Raw genomic sequence first — 15847 nt, forward strand, 5'->3', positions numbered from 1 at the left:
AGGGCTGGCCATTTCACGCAAAAACTCTAAGCTCCTGCGCTGGAGACGGATTGCCGCACCATCAGTTTTCAGTTCAAATGATTAGGGAGAAAGCACCAGATGAGCCTGCGTATCAACGATATAGCGCCCGACTTCACCGCCGAGACCACCCATGGTCCGATAAGCTTTCACGACTGGATTGGCGATGGCTGGGCGGTCCTGTTTTCGCATCCGAAGAATTTTACGCCGGTCTGCACCACCGAACTCGGCGCCATGGGCGGCCTGCAGCCGGAATTCGAAAAGCGCGGTGTGAAGATCATCGGTATCTCGGTCGATCCCGTCGAAAGCCATGAAAAATGGAAGAACGACATCCGCGCCGCCACTGGCTTCAATGTCGATTATCCACTGATCGGCGACAAGGACCTGAAGGTCGCGAAGCTTTACGACATGCTGCCGGCCGGCGCCGGCGACAGCTCGGAAGGCCGCACACCGGCCGATAACGCCACCGTACGCTCGGTCTTCGTCATCGGTCCTGACAAGAAGATCAAGCTGGTCCTCACCTACCCCATGACCACCGGCCGCAACTTCGAGGAAATTCTCCGCGCCATCGATTCCATCCAGCTGACCTCGAAACACCAGGTGGCGACGCCAGCCAACTGGAAGCAAGGCGAAGACGTCATCATTACCGCCGCCGTCTCCAATGAGGATGCGATTGCGCGTTTTGGTTCCTATGACACGGTTCTTCCCTATCTGCGCAAGACGAAGCAGCCGGGCTGATTTGAAGCCTGATGGGGCGGCGAACATCATCGCCCCATCATCGCAATTCTCATGGCTTTATGATCCCGCCATGATAGTCGAGCCGGTACGCCTCGAAATGTCCGAGATAAATGCGCTCGACGCCGGTGAACGACTGGAATTCGCCTGCATTCGTGTCGACATAGACCAAATTCTCCACCGGGTGCGTGAAGCCGCCCAGAAACCGCCCTTCCCGATAGAGCGTGGAAAGCGAACGTTGAATGACCATGCCGGCCGTTGTGGCGTCGATCATATCGGGCCGGAGGATGCGGCCGTGATAATTCATCGCCCACATGGCTGTCCCCTGGTGCCAGACGACCTCTTGACCGATGAAATCGGTTCCGCCGAAATAGCTGTCGATATAGTGCCAGTCCCCGTCGCGATAGCCGAGATCATGCGATCCCGTGCGAGTGGGCGTGGCGGATTTGTTGCCCCCGCCAACATATGTGGCGGACTTGGCCCTCACTATGAACTCTTCCAGCATGAAACCCTCTTGGGAAAGAACATAAGGGGAACATAATTCATTTCCGGATCCTTCGCAAGCGCCACGCCCTGCCCTTGCCTCGCCCGCGATTTACCAATCGCGGGCTTGGTAATCGCAGCATTTGCGCTTAGAAGCGTGGCAGAACGATCCAAAAGAGTGTCCATGCAGCAAAATCCGCAAATCTACGTCGATGCCGATGCCTGTCCAGTGAAGCCGGAAATCCTCAGGGTCGCGGAGCGGCATGGGCTGGAGGTAACATTTGTTGCCAATTCGGGTCTGCGCCCGTCCCGCGACCCCATGGTCAGAAATGTCATTGTTTCCGCCGGTTTCGACGCGGCGGACGACTGGATTGCCGATCATGCCGGCGAGAACGATATCGTCGTTACCGCCGATGTGCCGCTGGCCGGGCGCTGTGTTGCCAAAGGCGCACTGGTGACGGGTCCGACGGGCCGCGTTTTCGACCAGTCGAATATCGGCATGGCAACGGCGATGCGAGACCTTGGTGCACATCTGCGCGAAACCGGTGAAAGCAAGGGCTATAATGCCGCTTTTTCGCCACGCGATCGATCCGCTTTTCTGGAGACGCTTGACCGTTTTTGCCGCCGTGTCAAAAAGTGATGCCGCAAGCAGAAAGGCCCAGCCCATGACCCCGGCCAGTTCCAACAGCAATACCTATCGCCGCCATCAACCTTTTTTCATCGCCGTTCTTGTCGGGGCTTCCGGCCTCGGTATTGCATTGGCTCTCGCGCCTTCCGTGGCAATAGAAATCGCGGCAGTTTCTTTCTTCCTGACCTATCTGACGCTGGTTGCCTTTCGTCTTTCCAAATTGACGGCGCAGCATCTGAAAGCCCATGCCGACAGCGACGATCTCCCCGCAATTGCCATCATCGCCGTGACGCTGCTGGCAGTGACCGTCGCCGTGGTGTCCCTTTTTCAGGCGCTAAACCATACTGGTGAAACCGTCTGGACGCTGGTCATCGCTTTCGCCTCGGTGATTTTCGGCTGGTTGACCATCCACACCATGACGGCCCTGCACTACGCGCATCTTTACTGGCGTCCGCACACGGTCGACGGCAAGCGCCAGCATCGCGGCGGCATGGACTTCCCCGCGACCAAAGAGCCCTGCGGTTACGACTTTCTCTATTTCGCCGTGGTGATCGGCATGACGGCGCAGACCTCGGACGTGGGTGTGACCACGACCGCCATGCGCAAGGTCACGTTGCTGCACTCCATCGTCTCTTTCTTCTTCAACACGGTTCTGGTAGCGGCAGCCGTCAATGCCGCAGTCTCGCTTGCCGGTTGAACCGGGATTTTTTCAAAGGAATGGCTTCATGAACATTATTTCGCAAAATACGGCCTTTGGTGGCATGCAGGGCGTATTTTCCCATGTATCCGAGACCCTGAAATGCGAGATGACCTTTGCGGTTTACGTACCGCCGAAGGCAATCCACGAGCCATGCCCCGTACTGTGGTATCTCTCCGGCCTCACCTGCACCCACGCCAATGTCATGGAGAAGGGCGAATATCGCCGCATGGCTTCCGAACTTGGTCTTATCGTCGTGTGCCCCGACACCAGTCCGCGCGGCAATGACGTACCGGATGAACTGACCAACTGGCAGATGGGCAAAGGCGCGGGATTTTATCTCGACGCGACCGAGGAACCCTGGTCGGAGCACTACCGGATGTACAGCTACGTGACGGAGGAGTTGCCTGCACTGGTCGGCCAGCATTTCCGCGCCGATATGAGCCGTCAGGGCATTTTCGGCCACTCCATGGGCGGCCACGGCGCGATGACCATCGCCCTGAAAAACCCCGAACGGTTCAAAAGCTGCTCCGCTTTCGCGCCGATCGTGGCTCCCTCCTCCGCTGACTGGTCGGAACCGGCGCTGGAAAAATATCTGGGACCGGACCGGGCAGCATGGCGTCAATACGACGCCTGCTCACTGGTGGAGGACGGTGCGCGCTTTCCCGAATTCCTGATCGATCAGGGCAAGGCCGATAGTTTCCTGGAAAAGGGCCTGCGGCCATGGCTGTTCGAAGAGGCGGTCAAAGGCACGGATATCGGCCTGACGCTGCGCCTGCACGACCGCTACGATCACTCCTATTATTTCATCTCCACCTTCATGGACGATCATCTGAAATGGCATGCCGAACGGCTCGGATAAGCCGCAAACACAAAGCGGGCGGCGCCTGCGAACGCCGCCCCTTTAGGCCGACCGCACCTTACGGGATGCGGGCGATCACCTTGATCTCGAAATCGAAGCCCGCAAGCCAGTTGACGCCGACGGCGGTCCAGTTCGGATAAGGCTGTTTGCTGAAAATCTCCTGCTTAACGGCCATGATCGTCCCGAACTGGTTCTGCGGGTCGGTATGGAACGTCGTCACGTCGACAATATCGTCGAACGTGCATCCCGCGGCCTTGAGCGTGGCCGCGAGATTTTCGAAAGCAAGCCGAACCTGACGCTCAAAGTCGGGTTCGGGCGTTCCGTCGGCACGGCTGCCGACCTGGCCGGAAACGAAAAGAAGGTCACCCGACCGAATTGCCGCGGAGTAACCGTGCTGTTCGTAAAGCGCGTGCCGGTCTGCGGGAAAAATTGCCTCGCGTTTGCTCATCTTGCATCTCTCTTTTTGGCTGAGTGGCGTCGGAAGAAAAACTCCGGACGCCCAATTCACATACGTTGCGTATGTGAGATAGTAACCTACACGACGCATGTCAATTGAGATACGTGACGTATGTGAATATCGAGACGCACTTTGTCAAAGCAGAAGATGGTTTCCGGCGATGGCGCGCGGATGACTGCCGCAGTCCCGCTCACGCCTTTGGTCCAATCTATGGAAACAGCGCCGTCGCCAGCGTGGTCGGACCCGGCCGGTTCAATCTGAATTCGCGGATCACCCGCTCGGCAACGCCATAAGCAAGCTCCTGCTCTAAAGCCTCGTCATCGAAGCTTACGACGGTGGCGGTGAATTTGGCTTCGGCGATCACCTCGCCCGTGGCCACGGCGGCGGCCCGCACGATGACCTTGGCGGAGGCCTTTTCACCGAAAAGGAAGGGACCGCGTGTGACGGATGCAAGGCGGATGGTCAGCACCACGCGCGGTCGGGTCTCTCCCCGTGCTGTGGTCTTGATCGCATTCTGAACCTGCGCATGAATGGACTGCATCAGCGCCGGCGCCACATCCGGTCGTGCTGCAACAAACGCGCCGCGCACGTCGTAAAGCAGCCGATCGGCATTGGTCGCTTCCGGTTCAAGCCTGAAAGACATGAGCATGAAACACGCCAGCACAATGATGCCAAGGCGTTTCAGCGTGGTTGTCATGATCTGTGGCTCCCCTTACGTGAGGTAGCCTGATGATCGTCGATCAGGGTTAGAAAAGCGTTAAGATGCGCTCGTCAGAGACTCCAGAACATTGACCGCGGCACGCATGTCGATGAGACGGACGGCCCGGCGATCCAGCGCCTCCTCATCCTCACCCCATTGTTCCGCAGTCCAGTCTTCATCCAGATGGGCAAGCGCCCAGGCTTCCTCAAGCGTCAGCTCTCCTTCCGCCAGCGCCAGCGCCAGAATGGCAGACCCTGTCAGCGACGTCATGGTGTGGAGTGCCGCGAGCGCGATCGGTGTATCGTATTTTTTCAGCGTCACTGCAAAGGCGGCGATGGCCTCCCGCGGCTGGTCGCGATGCATGACTCCCTCCACCAGAATGAAGCGCGCGCCAAGTACATTGGCCGCCCAGTCGAGCACGGGATCCCAATGGTCCGTCTGGCGCGCGACCAACGCTTCCGGTTCACCAGCGCGGTAGCAGAGGAGATCGGAGGAGGAAAACCGCAATATATCTTCGAAAACCGCCTGCGTATCATTGGCGACGCCGTCGATGGCCGTGTTCACGTGGCGCGACACCGGCATGACAACCGGATTGACGACCTCGGTCTGGGCGTCCCATTCATCGCGAAGCAATTCCGCGAGCGACCTCGACGGCACGACCAAAGGCTTCTTGGCGGGGGTGCGCAACGGCTTACCGTCGAGAAGGATGGTGAAGCCTTCCTCCGCCGCCTCGCCGACCGTCACATCCTTGTAGAACCGCTTGGGCAGCGGTTTCTGCATCTGGATCTGCGCGCGCAAGATCGGATCGGGGTGGCTCAGGCCTTCCGAAAGGTCGTTCAGGAGATCACGCATGGCACATCCTCATCGGTCGGTAGAAAGGATAATTAGGGATTATCGGTCGGAACATAGACCGGGATTTCACGCGGGTGGCTGACGACCGCATCGGCACCCGCCGTCCAGAGTTCGTCGACGGACGCATAACCCCAGGCGACGCCGATCGCTTTTGCGCCCGCAGCTTTTGCCATCTGCATATCATAGACCGCGTCGCCGATAACGACAGTATCGGCCGGAACCATGCCGGTTTCATGGCAGCATTCCATCACCATGGCCGGATGCGGCTTGGAAGGGCAATCATCCGCCGTGCGCGAGACAATGAAGTGCCTGGCAAATCCATGGGTTTCGAGAATGTGGGTCAGCCCGCGCCTCCCCTTGCCCGTCACCGCACCGATCAGCACGTCATCCCGCCTTGAAAGGGTGTCGATCAGAGGGGCAATGCCCTCGAAAAGCGGCTCGATCATGCCCGGACGTGCACGGATCGGATGGTAGATTTCCTTATAACGCTGGGTCATCGCCTGAACCTCGTCATCAACATGCGCCTTGCCGAGCATGCGGGCGATGGCGATATCCAGCGTCAGACCGATGATCGCCTTGGTTTCGGAGATATCGGGGCGCGGCTTGCCGAAATCGGCGAACGTATCGGCCATGACCGCATGGATCAGGCCCGCGCTGTCCACCAGCGTTCCGTCGCAATCGAAAAGAACCAGTTTCATCTGCCGTCAGTCTTCCCTATCGCCATCGGCCACGTCGAGACCGAGCAGGTTCCAGGTCTGTACCATATGCGGCGGCAGGGGTGCGCTGACCCGAAGCCGGCCGCCATTCGGATGCGGAATGTCGATATGGCGCGCATGCAGATGCAGGCGCTTCTGGATGCCGCCGGGAAAATCCCAGTTTGGATCGTCGATGTAATATTTGGGATCGCCGATGATCGGGTGCCCCATATGCAGCGCGTGCACGCGAAGCTGATGGGTGCGGCCGGTATAGGGCTCCATTTCCAGCCAGGCGAGGTTCTGCGCGGCGGTATCGATGACGCGGTAATAGGACACGGCGTGATCGGCGCCCTCCTCGCCATGCTTGGCGATGCGCATGCGGTCTCCGTCGATCGTCTGTTCCTTGACCAGCCAGGTGGAAATCTTGTCCTGGTGCTTGCGCGGCACGCCTTTGACGAGCGCCCAATAGGTTTTCTTGGTGTCGCGTTCGCGGAAGGCGGCGGTCAGTTTTTGCGCGGCACCTCTGGTACGGGCAACCACCAGCACACCCGACGTATCACGATCCAGCCGGTGCACGAGACGCGGCTTTTCGCCCTTCTGGTTGGTCCAGGCTTCCAGCAAGCCGTCAATATGCCGGGTAACCCCCGAGCCGCCCTGAACGGCGATGCCAGCAGGCTTATTGAAAACGAACACCTTGTCGTCTTCATGCAGCAGCATTCGTGCCAACAGCTCGCCATCGGCGGAATGTTTGAGGTCCTTCGAGCCGATCGGACCGCTCTTGGTCTTCATATCGGAATCGACCGGCGGCACGCGCACCATCTGTCCCGGCTGCAACCGCGCGTCCGTCTTCACCCGGCCGCCATCCACACGCACCTGGCCGGATCGCAGCAGCTTCTGCAACTGCCCGAACCCAAGCCCCGGATAGTGAATCTTGAACCAGCGATCGAGGCGCATACCGGCCTCGTCGGCCTCGACCTTGATATGCTCGATACCTGCCATAAATTTTCCAGTCTCTCTGTCCTAATCGCGCAGCCGTTTCTTCGGCGCGCCGTTTGGATCAAGCCTTTAGAACAAGTTGCGGCCCAAGGCCAGCCCGGCGAAAACCGCAGCGATGGAAACCGAAAGGCTCGCAAGAACGTAAACGGCAGAAAGGCCGAGCGCGCGTTCATAAAGCGAGACAGCATCGAGCGAAAAAGATGAAAACGTCGTGAAACCGCCGAGCACGCCGGTCACGAGAAAAAGACGCATTTCCATCGAGGCATTCAGACGTCGCGCCACGAGCTCCACCAGGAGACCGATCAGGAAAGAACCCACCACGTTGACCGTAAGCGTTCCCCAGGGGAAATTCACCCCCGCCAGCCGGACGCTCCAGACGCCGACCAGATAACGGAAGACGGAACCGATGGCGCCGCCCGCTGCGACGAGGACTATATTGATCATGCATTTATCTCCGGAGGGAACGGCCGGACCTCACGGTCCGCTTAGATTTCTAGACCACGTAAACCGCCTGCGAAACCCTTGGCCGGGCACTGCCAGCTGTTAAAATACGATTAAATTGCGCCTCCGCGATTTAGCCTTCCAACAACACGCAGATGCTAACCTGCGGTTTTTGAAGGTCGGCAACGATGGCCGGAGGTTGGATGACACAGGTTCTTTCCGTTTCTGCGAACACGGCAGCCTATGCGCTGGAGGCTGTAAAACCGTCACAGCGCGTGCCGCGCCGGAGCGAGGTCGAAGAGGCCATTCACGAACTCGCGCGCAAGGCCGAGAACAGCGACGACTTCCAGCTTCGCGGCATGATGACTGTCATCAAGCCACCAGCCCTCACCCTCTATTTCCTGACCGTCGCCAGCCAGCATCAGGAACCGCAGGCGACGCTTGAGCAGGCCGTGGAGGCATACGAGGAAAACAACCTCCCCAAAAAAGCAGATGATATTCTTTTGAATCAGGATGATAGACAGACATCCTGATGTCGCTTGTTAGAGGTCAATCCTGTCGTTGCGGGAGTGGCATTCAGCTTGGTGTCAGGTTGAGTTTCTAGATATCTACACCCGGCTTCCGGAAATCACCAAAAGCGAGCGTCATCCCTTTTCCGCCGCGGCGCCGAAACAATAGACCGGACAAATGAGAAATCTTGCGGCTACCGGACCTGTCACGCGTTCCGGTAGCCGCTTTTCTATTGGTCAATTATGTTGATGGTCGCCGCCGCCCTTGGCAGCTCCCGCAGACAGTATGACGTCGACCTTCCCGGCTTTTTCGAAGATCAGCGTTACCGGCACTTTGTCTCCTTCGGCAAAGGGCTTCTTCACGTCGAAGAACATCATGTGCAGGCCGCCGGGTTTCAATTCCACGGTCTGACCGGCGGGGATGACGATGCCCTCGTCCAGCTTGCGCATCTTCATCACGTCATTGACCATGGCCATTTCATGGATTTCAGCGCGTCCGGCGGCAGACGATTCGACACCGATCAGCTTGTCGTCGCTATCGCCGCCATTCTTGATCGTCACATAACCGCCACCGACGGGCTGGCCCGGCAACATGGCCTTCGTCGCGCCGCCAGACACTTCGAGATTGCCAGCCTTCACGATATCCATATCCATGCTCATACCCGCGTGATCGTGGCCGCCCGCATGGGCTTTGGCGGTGACCTTGATGGTCGGCGCGGGATTTTTCAGCGAGTGGGGATCGACACCAGCTGCAGCCACTTCATCCCAGGAAACCTTGCCCTTGTCGCCGCAAAGCTGTGTCACCTTGAAGGGTAGTTCCTGCCCCACCTCGACGCCGGAAACCTTCCCCTGCACGGCAAAGGTATCGTAGAATTCGTCCGGCAGATTGCCGCCCTTCCAGCGAATTTCGACGGGCCCACTTTTGATCTCCTTGCCGTGATTTTTATAGGCCTTCTGGTAATCGCCTTTGATGACCTCCAGCTCCCAGCCGGCCTTCGGCTGCGGCTTGGCGGAAATGAAGCCCTCCGGCAGCTTGATCTGCACTTCCGTCGTGGCAAGCCCGCCTTCGCAGCCATGCGGCACCTGAAGCGCGGCGACGACAGTGCTTTCCTGTTCGGCCGAGCCGTCAACGAAGGTGGCGTGGGCAAAAGCCTGCGCGGTGGAAACCGCGGCGATAAAAAGGGTCGATGTGATGATCTTGGTGGTTTTCATTTGTCTGTCCCTGCGACTGCCAGCCCTTCGGGTTCAAGCAGCCGTTTCTTGCCACCGGTTCGGCGGCGATGATCCTGTAAGATGAAAAATCAGGCGGACAAGGCTGGCGGGCCGCGTGCGACCGGTTTGCGGATCGTCGGGACGGGATGGAAACGCCAATCGGTGGACGGGCGGTTCTCAAGCCAGGCAAATTCGGTCTTCAGCCAGCTTTCCTTGTCGGGGACCGGCAGAAGAATGGACGAGGCCAGCAGGCAGGCCTCGCAAAACAGGATCGCGTCGCCCGAATGGGCGGGCCCCTCCTTGGCATGCGAGGCATTCACCCCGCTGCCATGGCCGAGGCAGATCTCCGCAAAGGTGCCATCAGGCAGCCGGTAGCTCTCATCGAGCGCGACTGCGGGGGCTGCGGCAAGCGCCGGCCTGTGGGCAAAACCGAGCGACAGCATCAGGGTTGCACAGAAAATGCGAAGCATTTTCTCGATCCCTGTCAGCCGTCTTTTTCGATGTGCGCCCATGATCTCATGCGATATCGCGCTTCCCTTCGATTTCAAAGGGGAATTTTGCCGCAGGCTTGACGTGTATGAGGAACAATCGCCGCAAGGCGGCATTTTCCTGCAACACGGATCGTTCAAGGGAGACATGACATGCCTGCCAAATCGAAAGCCCAGCAGAAAGCCGCGGGTGCAGCACTCGCCGCCAAAAGGGGCGAAACGAAGAGATCCAGTTTAAAAGGTGCTTCAAAAAGCATGGAGAAGTCCATGACAGAAAAGGAACTTGAGGATTTTGCCTCAACGAAACGCAAGGGTCTGCCGGCAAAAAAATCGGAATGACGGCGTCTTTCCACCGCCATTCCATTCGTTGGAATGATGACGGAACGACAATATCAAAACGTCGTTGCGAAAGAGATGAGGGATGATGGCGCAGATGGAGCAAGAATCTGTTCAGATGCGTCATTTGGTCCTTGCCAATAGCGGGTCTTCGAAGATAATGAGCGTCGCATCATCGTTGGGAGAAACCGCTTCAATGCGGTGCCGAAGGAGCAACCGCCCCGGAAACTCTCAGGCAAAAGGACCAGCGATGACGACGGAACTCTGGAGAGAAGCCACCTTTCATAAGGACGGCTCGCCGAAGGGATAACAATCTCAGGCGACAAGGACAGAGGGGGCTCTTGAACCGGCGCATCTGCGCCACGACCTGAGCCCGCGCGATTGCTCGCGCAACCCTGGAGGCGTCCTTGGACGATACCGCCGCGCTGAAAACCACGCCGCTTCATTCCCTGCACCTATCGCTTGGCGCCCGCATGGTGCCATTCGCCGGTTACGACATGCCCGTGCAATATCCGGCCGGCGTTTTGAAGGAGCATCTTCAAACCCGCACCTCAGCCGGTCTCTTTGACGTCTCCCATATGGGTCAGGTGATTGTGAAGGCAAAGTCCGGCAACAACGCCGATGCCGCACAGGCACTGGAAAAGCTGGTGCCGGTGGATATTCTCGGCCTCAAGGAAGGCCGCCAGCGCTACGGTTTCTTCACCGACGAAAAGGGCTGCATTCTTGATGATCTGATGATCACCAATCGCGGCGATCACCTTTTTGTCGTCGTCAACGCGGCCTGCAAGGATGCCGACGTCGCCCATATGAAGGCGCATCTTTCAGACAGCTGCGAAATCACCCTTCTCGAGGACCGCGCCTTGATCGCGCTGCAGGGCCCCCGCGCCGAGGAGGTACTGGCCGAACTCTGGACGGGCGTTTCCGAGATGAAATTCATGGACGTGCAGGAGGTGCCGCTGCACGATGTTGCCTGCATCGTCTCCCGCTCCGGTTACTCCGGTGAAGACGGCTTTGAAATTTCCGTGCCGGCAGACAAGGCAGAAGAGATCGCCAGGGCCTTGCTCGAACATCCCGATTGCGAAGCCATCGGACTTGGCGCGCGTGACAGTCTGCGGCTGGAAGCAGGCCTTTGCCTTTACGGTAATGACATCGACACCACGACCTCCCCCATCGAAGCATCGCTGGAATGGGCGATCCAGAAGGCGCGCCGCGCCGGCGGTGATCGCGAAGGCGGTTTCCCGGGCGCGGAACGCATTCTTGGTGAACTGAAGGACGGCACATCGCGCCGCCGCGTCGGCCTGAAGCCCGAGGGCAAGGCACCGGTGCGTGGCCACTCGAAGCTTTTCGCGGATGCTGAAGGCAAGACGGAAATCGGCGAAGTGACCTCGGGCGGTTTCGGTCCTTCGGTCGAAGGCCCCGTCGCCATGGGTTACGTGCCTGTTTCTTACGCCGCTCCCGGCACGGCGATCTTCGCGGAAGTGCGCGGCAAATATCTGCCCGTCACCGTCGCCGCCCTGCCCTTCATAAAGCCCACCTACAAACGATAATTTCATCCCATCTCCGGAGAGAACACGATGCTGAAATTTACTGCAGAACACGAATGGCTGAAGTTCGAAGGCGATGTCGCCACCGTTGGCATTACCAGCCACGCCGCTGAACAGCTCGGCGATCTCGTTTTCGTCGAATTGCCGGAAGTGGGTGCCACCTTCTCCAAGGATGGAGAAGCCGCAACCGTTGAATCCGTCAAGGCGGCTTCCGATGTCTATTGTCCGCTGGATGGCGAAGTGGTCGAGATCAACCAGGCCATCGTCGACGACCCCTCGCTGGTCAATTCCGATCCTCAAGGCGCCGGCTGGTTCTTCAAGCTCAAGCTTTCCAACGTTGCTGATGCCGATACGCTGCTCGACGAGGCAGCCTACAAGGAGCTGATCGCGTAATGACGACGCCCACCGAATTCCATTTCACCGACTATCAGCCCTATGATTTCGCCAACCGGCGTCACATCGGGCCGTCGCCGTCGGAAATGGCCGAGATGCTGAAGGTCGTCGGCTATAAGAGCCTCGACGCGCTCATCGACGCCACCGTTCCCTCCTCCATCCGTCAAAAAGTGCCTCTCACCTGGGGTGCGGCCTTGACCGAACGTGAGGCGCTGGATCGTCTTCGCGAGACGGCAAACAAGAACCAGGTCCTGACCTCGCTGATAGGTCAGGGCTATTACGGCACCATCACGCCGCCGGTCATCCAGCGCAACATTCTGGAAAACCCGGCCTGGTACACGGCCTATACGCCATACCAGCCGGAAATCAGCCAGGGCCGTCTTGAGGCGCTGCTGAACTACCAGACCATGGTCTGCGATCTGACCGGCCTTGACGTCGCCAACGCCTCGCTGCTCGATGAAGCGACTGCGGCCGCCGAAGCCATGGCCATGTGCCAGCGCGTCGCGAAATCCAAGGCGACCGCCTTCTTCGTGGATGCCAATTGCCATCCGCAGACCATCGCGCTGATCGAGACCCGTGCGGCCCCGCTCGGCTGGAAGGTGATTGTCGGCAACCCCTTCACCGATCTCGATCCGGTCGACGTGTTTGGCGCGATCTTCCAGTATCCCGGCACGCACGGACATCTCAGCGATTTCTCCGGCCTGATTTCCCGCTTGCATCAGACGGGCGCGATTGCCGCCGTCGCCGCCGATCTTCTGGCCCTGACGCTGCTGAAATCTCCCGGCGAAATGGGCGCTGACATCGCCATCGGCACCTCGCAGCGCTTTGGCGTTCCGGTCGGCTACGGCGGTCCGCATGCCGCTTACATGGCCGTCAAGGATGCGCATAAGCGCTCCATGCCGGGCCGTCTCGTCGGCGTCTCGGTCGATGCGCGCGGCAACCGCGCCTATCGCCTGTCGCTGCAGACCCGCGAGCAGCATATTCGCCGTGAGAAGGCCACCTCCAACATCTGCACGGCGCAGGTGCTGCTGGCAGTCATGGCTTCGATGTACGGCGTCTTCCATGGCCCGCAGGGCATCAAGGCGATTGCCCAGCAGACCCACCAGAAGGCCGTGCTGATGGCCAAGGGACTGGAAAAGCTCGGTTACACCATCGAGCCGGAGACCTTCTTCGACACGATCACCGTCGAAGTCGGCCATATGCAGGGCGTTATCCTGCGTTCGGCCGTCGCGGAAGGGGTGAATCTGCGCAAGGTCGGCGCCACCAAGATCGGCATGAGCCTTGACGAGCGTACGCGCCCGGCAACGCTGGAAGCCGTCTGGCGCGCTTTCGGCGGCAATTTCTCGGTCTCGGATTTCACGCCGGACTATCGCCTGCCGAAGGAGCTGCTGCGTACCAGCCAGTACATGACGCATCCGATCTTCCACATGAACCGTGCCGAAAGCGAGATGACGCGCTACATCCGCCGTCTTTCGGACCGCGATCTGGCGCTCGACCGCTCGATGATCCCGCTCGGTTCCTGCACCATGAAACTCAATGCGACGGCAGAGATGCTGCCGATCACCTGGCCGGAATTTTCCGACATCCATCCCTTCGTACCGGCCAATCAGGCACTCGGTTACAAGGAGATGATCGACGATCTCTCCGAAAAGCTGTGCTCGGTCACAGGTTACGACGCCTTCTCCATGCAGCCGAATTCCGGTGCGCAAGGCGAGTATGCCGGGCTTTTGACCATCCGCAATTATCACCTCGCCAATGGCGGGACACACCGTGATGTCTGCCTCATTCCGACCTCGGCGCATGGCACCAATCCTGCCTCGGCGCAGATGGTGGGCATGAAGGTGGTGCCGGTGAAAGTGCGTGATAACGGTGATATCGATATTGATGATTTCCGTGCAAAAGCAGAGCAGTACGCCGAAAACCTCTCATGCTGCATGATCACCTATCCGTCCACTCACGGCGTGTTCGAGGAGACGGTTCGCGAAATTTGCGAGATCACCCATAAGCATGGCGGTCAGGTGTATCTTGATGGCGCGAACATGAACGCCATGGTGGGCCTTGCCCGTCCCGGCGATATCGGCTCCGACGTTTCGCACCTTAACCTGCACAAGACCTTCTGCATTCCGCACGGTGGCGGTGGTCCGGGCATGGGGCCGATCGGCGTCAAGGCGCATCTTGCCCCTTACCTGCCCGGCCATCCGGCGACCGATGGCCGCGAGGGTGCGGTGTCTGCCGCCCCGTTCGGTTCGCCGTCCATCCTGCCCATTTCCTGGAGCTACTGCCTGATGATGGGCGGCGAAGGGCTGACGCAGGCAACCAAGGTTGCGATCCTCAACGCCAACTACATCGCCGAGCGGCTGAAGGGTGCTTATGACGTGCTCTACAAATCCGAAACGGGACGCGTGGCACATGAATGCATTATCGACACCCGCCCGCTGGCAGACAGCTGTGGCGTGACTGTCGATGACGTGGCCAAGCGCCTGATCGACTGCGGTTTCCACGCGCCGACCATGAGCTGGCCGGTTGCCGGCACGCTGATGATCGAGCCGACGGAATCCGAGACCAAGGCGGAACTCGACCGGTTCTGTGATGCCATGCTGGCCATCCGCGAGGAAGCCCGCGACATTGAGGAAGGCCGCGCGGACAAGACGAACAATCCGCTCAAGAACGCGCCCCATACGGTCGAGGACCTCGTCGGCGAATGGGACCGTCCTTATAGCCGCGAAAAGGGATGCTTCCCGCCCGGCGCATTCCGCATCGACAAATACTGGTCGCCGGTCAACCGCATCGACAATGTCTATGGCGACCGCAACCTCATCTGCACCTGCCCGCCGATGGAGGCCTATGCCGAGGCGGCCGAATAAGCTGTCCTTCGTTCGAGCCAGAAAGCCCGGAGCGATCCGGGCTTTTTCGTTTTCCGTCCCGTCGCAGGACGAACCCCCGGCTTCCGCGCGCTGGGACCATGTTTTAAATCAGCCATTTATCCTTTTTTCCGGCTCGCCTGAAACTTTGCGAGACCGGCTTCCGTCTCTTGTGTCGCTACGGATAACCGATAGCGGCCGCTGGAAGAGCCACCTTTCGGGGCCTTGGATGTCACAAGGAGGAATAATGATGTACAAGCTTTCCGTTCGCGCCCTGACGTTGGCTGCAGCTCTTTCCATCGGCACGGTTTCGGCCTATGCCGCAAACCCCAAGGTGGGCGGCGCGGCGATGTTCGAGGACAAGAACATCGTTGAAAATGCGGTGAACTCGAAAGACCACACGACCCTCGTCGCCGCGGTAAAGGCCGCCGGACTTGTGGAAACACTTCAGGGCAAAGGACCGTTTACGGTTTTTGCACCCACCGACGAGGCTTTCGCGGCCCTTCCGAAAGGCGCGGTCGACGATCTTCTGAAGCCAGAGAACAAGCAGAAGCTGGTCAAGGTTCTCACCTGCCACGTCGTTGCAGCCAATGCACTGTCATCCGCCATCGAAAAAATGATCAAGGATGACAAGGGCGAGCACGACGTGAAGACGGTCGGCGGCTGCGTACTCAAGGCAAAAGAAAGCATGGGAAAAATCACACTTACCGATGAGAATGGCACGGTCGCCCATGTCACCATCGCTGATGTTAAACAATCCAACGGCGTCATACATGTCATAGACAAGGTGCTGCTGCCGAAAATGTAAGGCAGCGCCGCAGCGCCAATCTGGGCTCGAACGACTAAGGCCCGAAGCAATTCGGGCCTTCCTCATTCAGGTGGGCGTAATCCCGGCCGTGAAAAGGAACGGGGTGTGATTGATCTTCATCGCTTCCATGCT

General features: G+C 59.1%; 19 protein-coding genes and 1 riboswitch. Of the genes, 10 read left to right on the top strand and 9 right to left on the bottom strand.

From position 1 onward, the window contains the following. Positions 1–99 precede the first annotated feature (99 nt). Positions 100–756 carry a peroxiredoxin gene (locus FHW77_RS12975; RefSeq protein WP_004441776.1) on the top strand — a complete coding sequence of 219 codons (657 nt, stop codon included), beginning with the start codon at positions 100–102 and terminating at the stop codon, positions 754–756. 49 nt (positions 757–805) lie between these two features. Here the strand turns inward: FHW77_RS12975 and FHW77_RS12980 are convergent, their stop codons facing one another. Further along, positions 806–1258 (bottom strand): DUF5680 domain-containing protein, encoded by a 453-nt coding sequence (locus FHW77_RS12980; RefSeq protein ID WP_004441778.1) that lies wholly within the window; start codon positions 1256–1258, stop codon positions 806–808. A 162-nt stretch (positions 1259–1420) separates the two neighbouring features. On the opposite strand from FHW77_RS12980, the gene FHW77_RS12985 reads away from it, so the two are divergent. Genes FHW77_RS12985 through fghA form a run of 3 tightly spaced genes read left to right on the top strand, consistent with a single transcriptional unit; the run spans position 1421 to position 3423 of the window. After that, a complete protein-coding gene (locus FHW77_RS12985; RefSeq protein WP_004441780.1) occupies positions 1421–1876 on the top strand; it encodes a YaiI/YqxD family protein in 456 nt (151 codons plus the stop codon). Between the two features lie 25 nt (positions 1877–1901). Next, positions 1902–2561, top strand: a complete 660-nt coding sequence (locus FHW77_RS12990) for a DUF1345 domain-containing protein (RefSeq protein WP_004441782.1) — start codon at positions 1902–1904, stop codon at positions 2559–2561. Between the two features lie 28 nt (positions 2562–2589). Further along, positions 2590–3423: an S-formylglutathione hydrolase gene (gene fghA / locus FHW77_RS12995; protein ID WP_004441784.1), complete on the top strand. Its 834-nt coding sequence runs from the start codon at positions 2590–2592 to the stop codon at positions 3421–3423. Positions 3424–3481: 58 nt separating this feature from the next. On the opposite strand, the gene FHW77_RS13000 is transcribed toward fghA, so the two are convergent. From FHW77_RS13000 to crcB, 6 genes are all read right to left on the bottom strand, one after another. Beyond that, positions 3482–3871: a RidA family protein gene (locus tag FHW77_RS13000; RefSeq protein WP_004441786.1), complete on the bottom strand. Its 390-nt coding sequence runs from the start codon at positions 3869–3871 to the stop codon at positions 3482–3484. Between the two features lie 217 nt (positions 3872–4088). Then, positions 4089–4577 carry a hypothetical protein gene (locus FHW77_RS13005; protein WP_004441793.1) on the bottom strand — a complete coding sequence of 163 codons (489 nt, stop codon included), beginning with the start codon at positions 4575–4577 and terminating at the stop codon, positions 4089–4091. A 60-nt stretch (positions 4578–4637) separates the two neighbouring features. Further along, on the bottom strand, positions 4638–5432 hold the full coding sequence (locus tag FHW77_RS13010; RefSeq protein ID WP_004441795.1) for an ATP12 family chaperone protein: 795 nt from the start codon (positions 5430–5432) through the stop codon (positions 4638–4640). 32 nt (positions 5433–5464) lie between these two features. Then, a complete protein-coding gene (locus tag FHW77_RS13015; protein WP_004441798.1) occupies positions 5465–6130 on the bottom strand; it encodes an HAD family hydrolase in 666 nt (221 codons plus the stop codon). A gap of 6 nt (positions 6131–6136) precedes the next feature. Beyond that, positions 6137–7126 carry an RluA family pseudouridine synthase gene (locus FHW77_RS13020; RefSeq protein WP_004441802.1) on the bottom strand — a complete coding sequence of 330 codons (990 nt, stop codon included), beginning with the start codon at positions 7124–7126 and terminating at the stop codon, positions 6137–6139. A 66-nt stretch (positions 7127–7192) separates the two neighbouring features. Further along, positions 7193–7567 (bottom strand): fluoride efflux transporter CrcB, encoded by a 375-nt coding sequence (gene crcB / locus FHW77_RS13025; RefSeq protein WP_111813899.1) that lies wholly within the window; start codon positions 7565–7567, stop codon positions 7193–7195. A gap of 200 nt (positions 7568–7767) precedes the next feature. On the opposite strand from crcB, the gene FHW77_RS13030 reads away from it, so the two are divergent. Beyond that, the gene (locus FHW77_RS13030; protein WP_004441809.1) at positions 7768–8097 is read left to right on the top strand and encodes a hypothetical protein; all 330 of its coding nucleotides are present in this window, start codon (positions 7768–7770) and stop codon (positions 8095–8097) included. A 213-nt stretch (positions 8098–8310) separates the two neighbouring features. On the opposite strand, the gene FHW77_RS13035 is transcribed toward FHW77_RS13030, so the two are convergent. Both FHW77_RS13035 and FHW77_RS13040 read right to left on the bottom strand, forming a co-directional pair. Next, positions 8311–9285, bottom strand: a complete 975-nt coding sequence (locus FHW77_RS13035) for a copper chaperone PCu(A)C domain-containing protein (RefSeq protein WP_004441811.1) — start codon at positions 9283–9285, stop codon at positions 8311–8313. 89 nt (positions 9286–9374) lie between these two features. After that, complete coding sequence (locus tag FHW77_RS13040) at positions 9375–9755, bottom strand: hypothetical protein (protein ID WP_004441813.1); 381 nt, start codon at positions 9753–9755, stop codon at positions 9375–9377. A gap of 171 nt (positions 9756–9926) precedes the next feature. On the opposite strand from FHW77_RS13040, the gene FHW77_RS13045 reads away from it, so the two are divergent. The 5 genes from FHW77_RS13045 (at position 9927) to FHW77_RS13065 (ending at position 15715) form a co-directional block, all read left to right on the top strand. Beyond that, complete coding sequence (locus FHW77_RS13045) at positions 9927–10112, top strand: DUF3008 family protein (protein ID WP_004441815.1); 186 nt, start codon at positions 9927–9929, stop codon at positions 10110–10112. A gap of 166 nt (positions 10113–10278) precedes the next feature. Continuing rightward, positions 10279–10366, top strand: a riboswitch (glycine riboswitch). A 150-nt stretch (positions 10367–10516) separates the two neighbouring features. Continuing rightward, positions 10517–11656, top strand: a complete 1140-nt coding sequence (gcvT, locus tag FHW77_RS13050; protein ID WP_004441816.1) for a glycine cleavage system aminomethyltransferase GcvT — start codon at positions 10517–10519, stop codon at positions 11654–11656. A gap of 27 nt (positions 11657–11683) precedes the next feature. Further along, entirely contained in the window at positions 11684–12046 is a 363-nt protein-coding gene (gene gcvH, locus FHW77_RS13055; protein WP_004441817.1) for a glycine cleavage system protein GcvH, read from the top strand. Next, entirely contained in the window at positions 12046–14910 is a 2865-nt protein-coding gene (gene gcvP / locus FHW77_RS13060) for an aminomethyl-transferring glycine dehydrogenase (protein WP_004441820.1), read from the top strand. The genes gcvH and gcvP overlap by 1 nt, the downstream gene beginning before the upstream one ends. A 247-nt stretch (positions 14911–15157) precedes the next feature. Further along, positions 15158–15715 carry a fasciclin domain-containing protein gene (locus FHW77_RS13065; protein ID WP_034498907.1) on the top strand — a complete coding sequence of 186 codons (558 nt, stop codon included), beginning with the start codon at positions 15158–15160 and terminating at the stop codon, positions 15713–15715. Positions 15716–15847: the final 132 nt, after the last annotated feature.

The sequence above is a fragment of the Agrobacterium sp. RC10-4-1 genome, assembly GCF_014138475.1.
Lineage (GTDB): Bacteria > Pseudomonadota > Alphaproteobacteria > Rhizobiales > Rhizobiaceae > Agrobacterium > Agrobacterium pusense.

Bases quoted from the DNA above. Each gene is read 5' to 3' on its own strand.
- FHW77_RS12975 (WP_004441776.1), top strand. From the start codon at position 100: ATGAGCCTGCGTATCAACGATATAGCGCCCGACTTCACCGCCGAGACC.
- FHW77_RS12980 (WP_004441778.1), bottom strand. From the start codon at position 1,258: ATGCTGGAAGAGTTCATAGTGAGGGCCAAGTCCGCCACATATGTTGGC.
- FHW77_RS12985 (WP_004441780.1), top strand. From the start codon at position 1,421: ATGCAGCAAAATCCGCAAATCTACGTCGATGCCGATGCCTGTCCAGTG.
- FHW77_RS12990 (WP_004441782.1), top strand. From the start codon at position 1,902: ATGACCCCGGCCAGTTCCAACAGCAATACCTATCGCCGCCATCAACCT.
- fghA (WP_004441784.1), top strand. From the start codon at position 2,590: ATGAACATTATTTCGCAAAATACGGCCTTTGGTGGCATGCAGGGCGTA.
- FHW77_RS13000 (WP_004441786.1), bottom strand. From the start codon at position 3,871: ATGAGCAAACGCGAGGCAATTTTTCCCGCAGACCGGCACGCGCTTTAC.
- FHW77_RS13005 (WP_004441793.1), bottom strand. From the start codon at position 4,577: ATGACAACCACGCTGAAACGCCTTGGCATCATTGTGCTGGCGTGTTTC.
- FHW77_RS13010 (WP_004441795.1), bottom strand. From the start codon at position 5,432: ATGCGTGATCTCCTGAACGACCTTTCGGAAGGCCTGAGCCACCCCGAT.
- FHW77_RS13015 (WP_004441798.1), bottom strand. From the start codon at position 6,130: ATGAAACTGGTTCTTTTCGATTGCGACGGAACGCTGGTGGACAGCGCG.
- FHW77_RS13020 (WP_004441802.1), bottom strand. From the start codon at position 7,126: ATGGCAGGTATCGAGCATATCAAGGTCGAGGCCGACGAGGCCGGTATG.
- crcB (WP_111813899.1), bottom strand. From the start codon at position 7,567: ATGATCAATATAGTCCTCGTCGCAGCGGGCGGCGCCATCGGTTCCGTC.
- FHW77_RS13030 (WP_004441809.1), top strand. From the start codon at position 7,768: ATGACACAGGTTCTTTCCGTTTCTGCGAACACGGCAGCCTATGCGCTG.
- FHW77_RS13035 (WP_004441811.1), bottom strand. From the start codon at position 9,285: ATGAAAACCACCAAGATCATCACATCGACCCTTTTTATCGCCGCGGTT.
- FHW77_RS13040 (WP_004441813.1), bottom strand. From the start codon at position 9,755: ATGCTTCGCATTTTCTGTGCAACCCTGATGCTGTCGCTCGGTTTTGCC.
- FHW77_RS13045 (WP_004441815.1), top strand. From the start codon at position 9,927: ATGCCTGCCAAATCGAAAGCCCAGCAGAAAGCCGCGGGTGCAGCACTC.
- gcvH (WP_004441817.1), top strand. From the start codon at position 11,684: ATGCTGAAATTTACTGCAGAACACGAATGGCTGAAGTTCGAAGGCGAT.
- gcvP (WP_004441820.1), top strand. From the start codon at position 12,046: ATGACGACGCCCACCGAATTCCATTTCACCGACTATCAGCCCTATGAT.
- FHW77_RS13065 (WP_034498907.1), top strand. From the start codon at position 15,158: ATGTACAAGCTTTCCGTTCGCGCCCTGACGTTGGCTGCAGCTCTTTCC.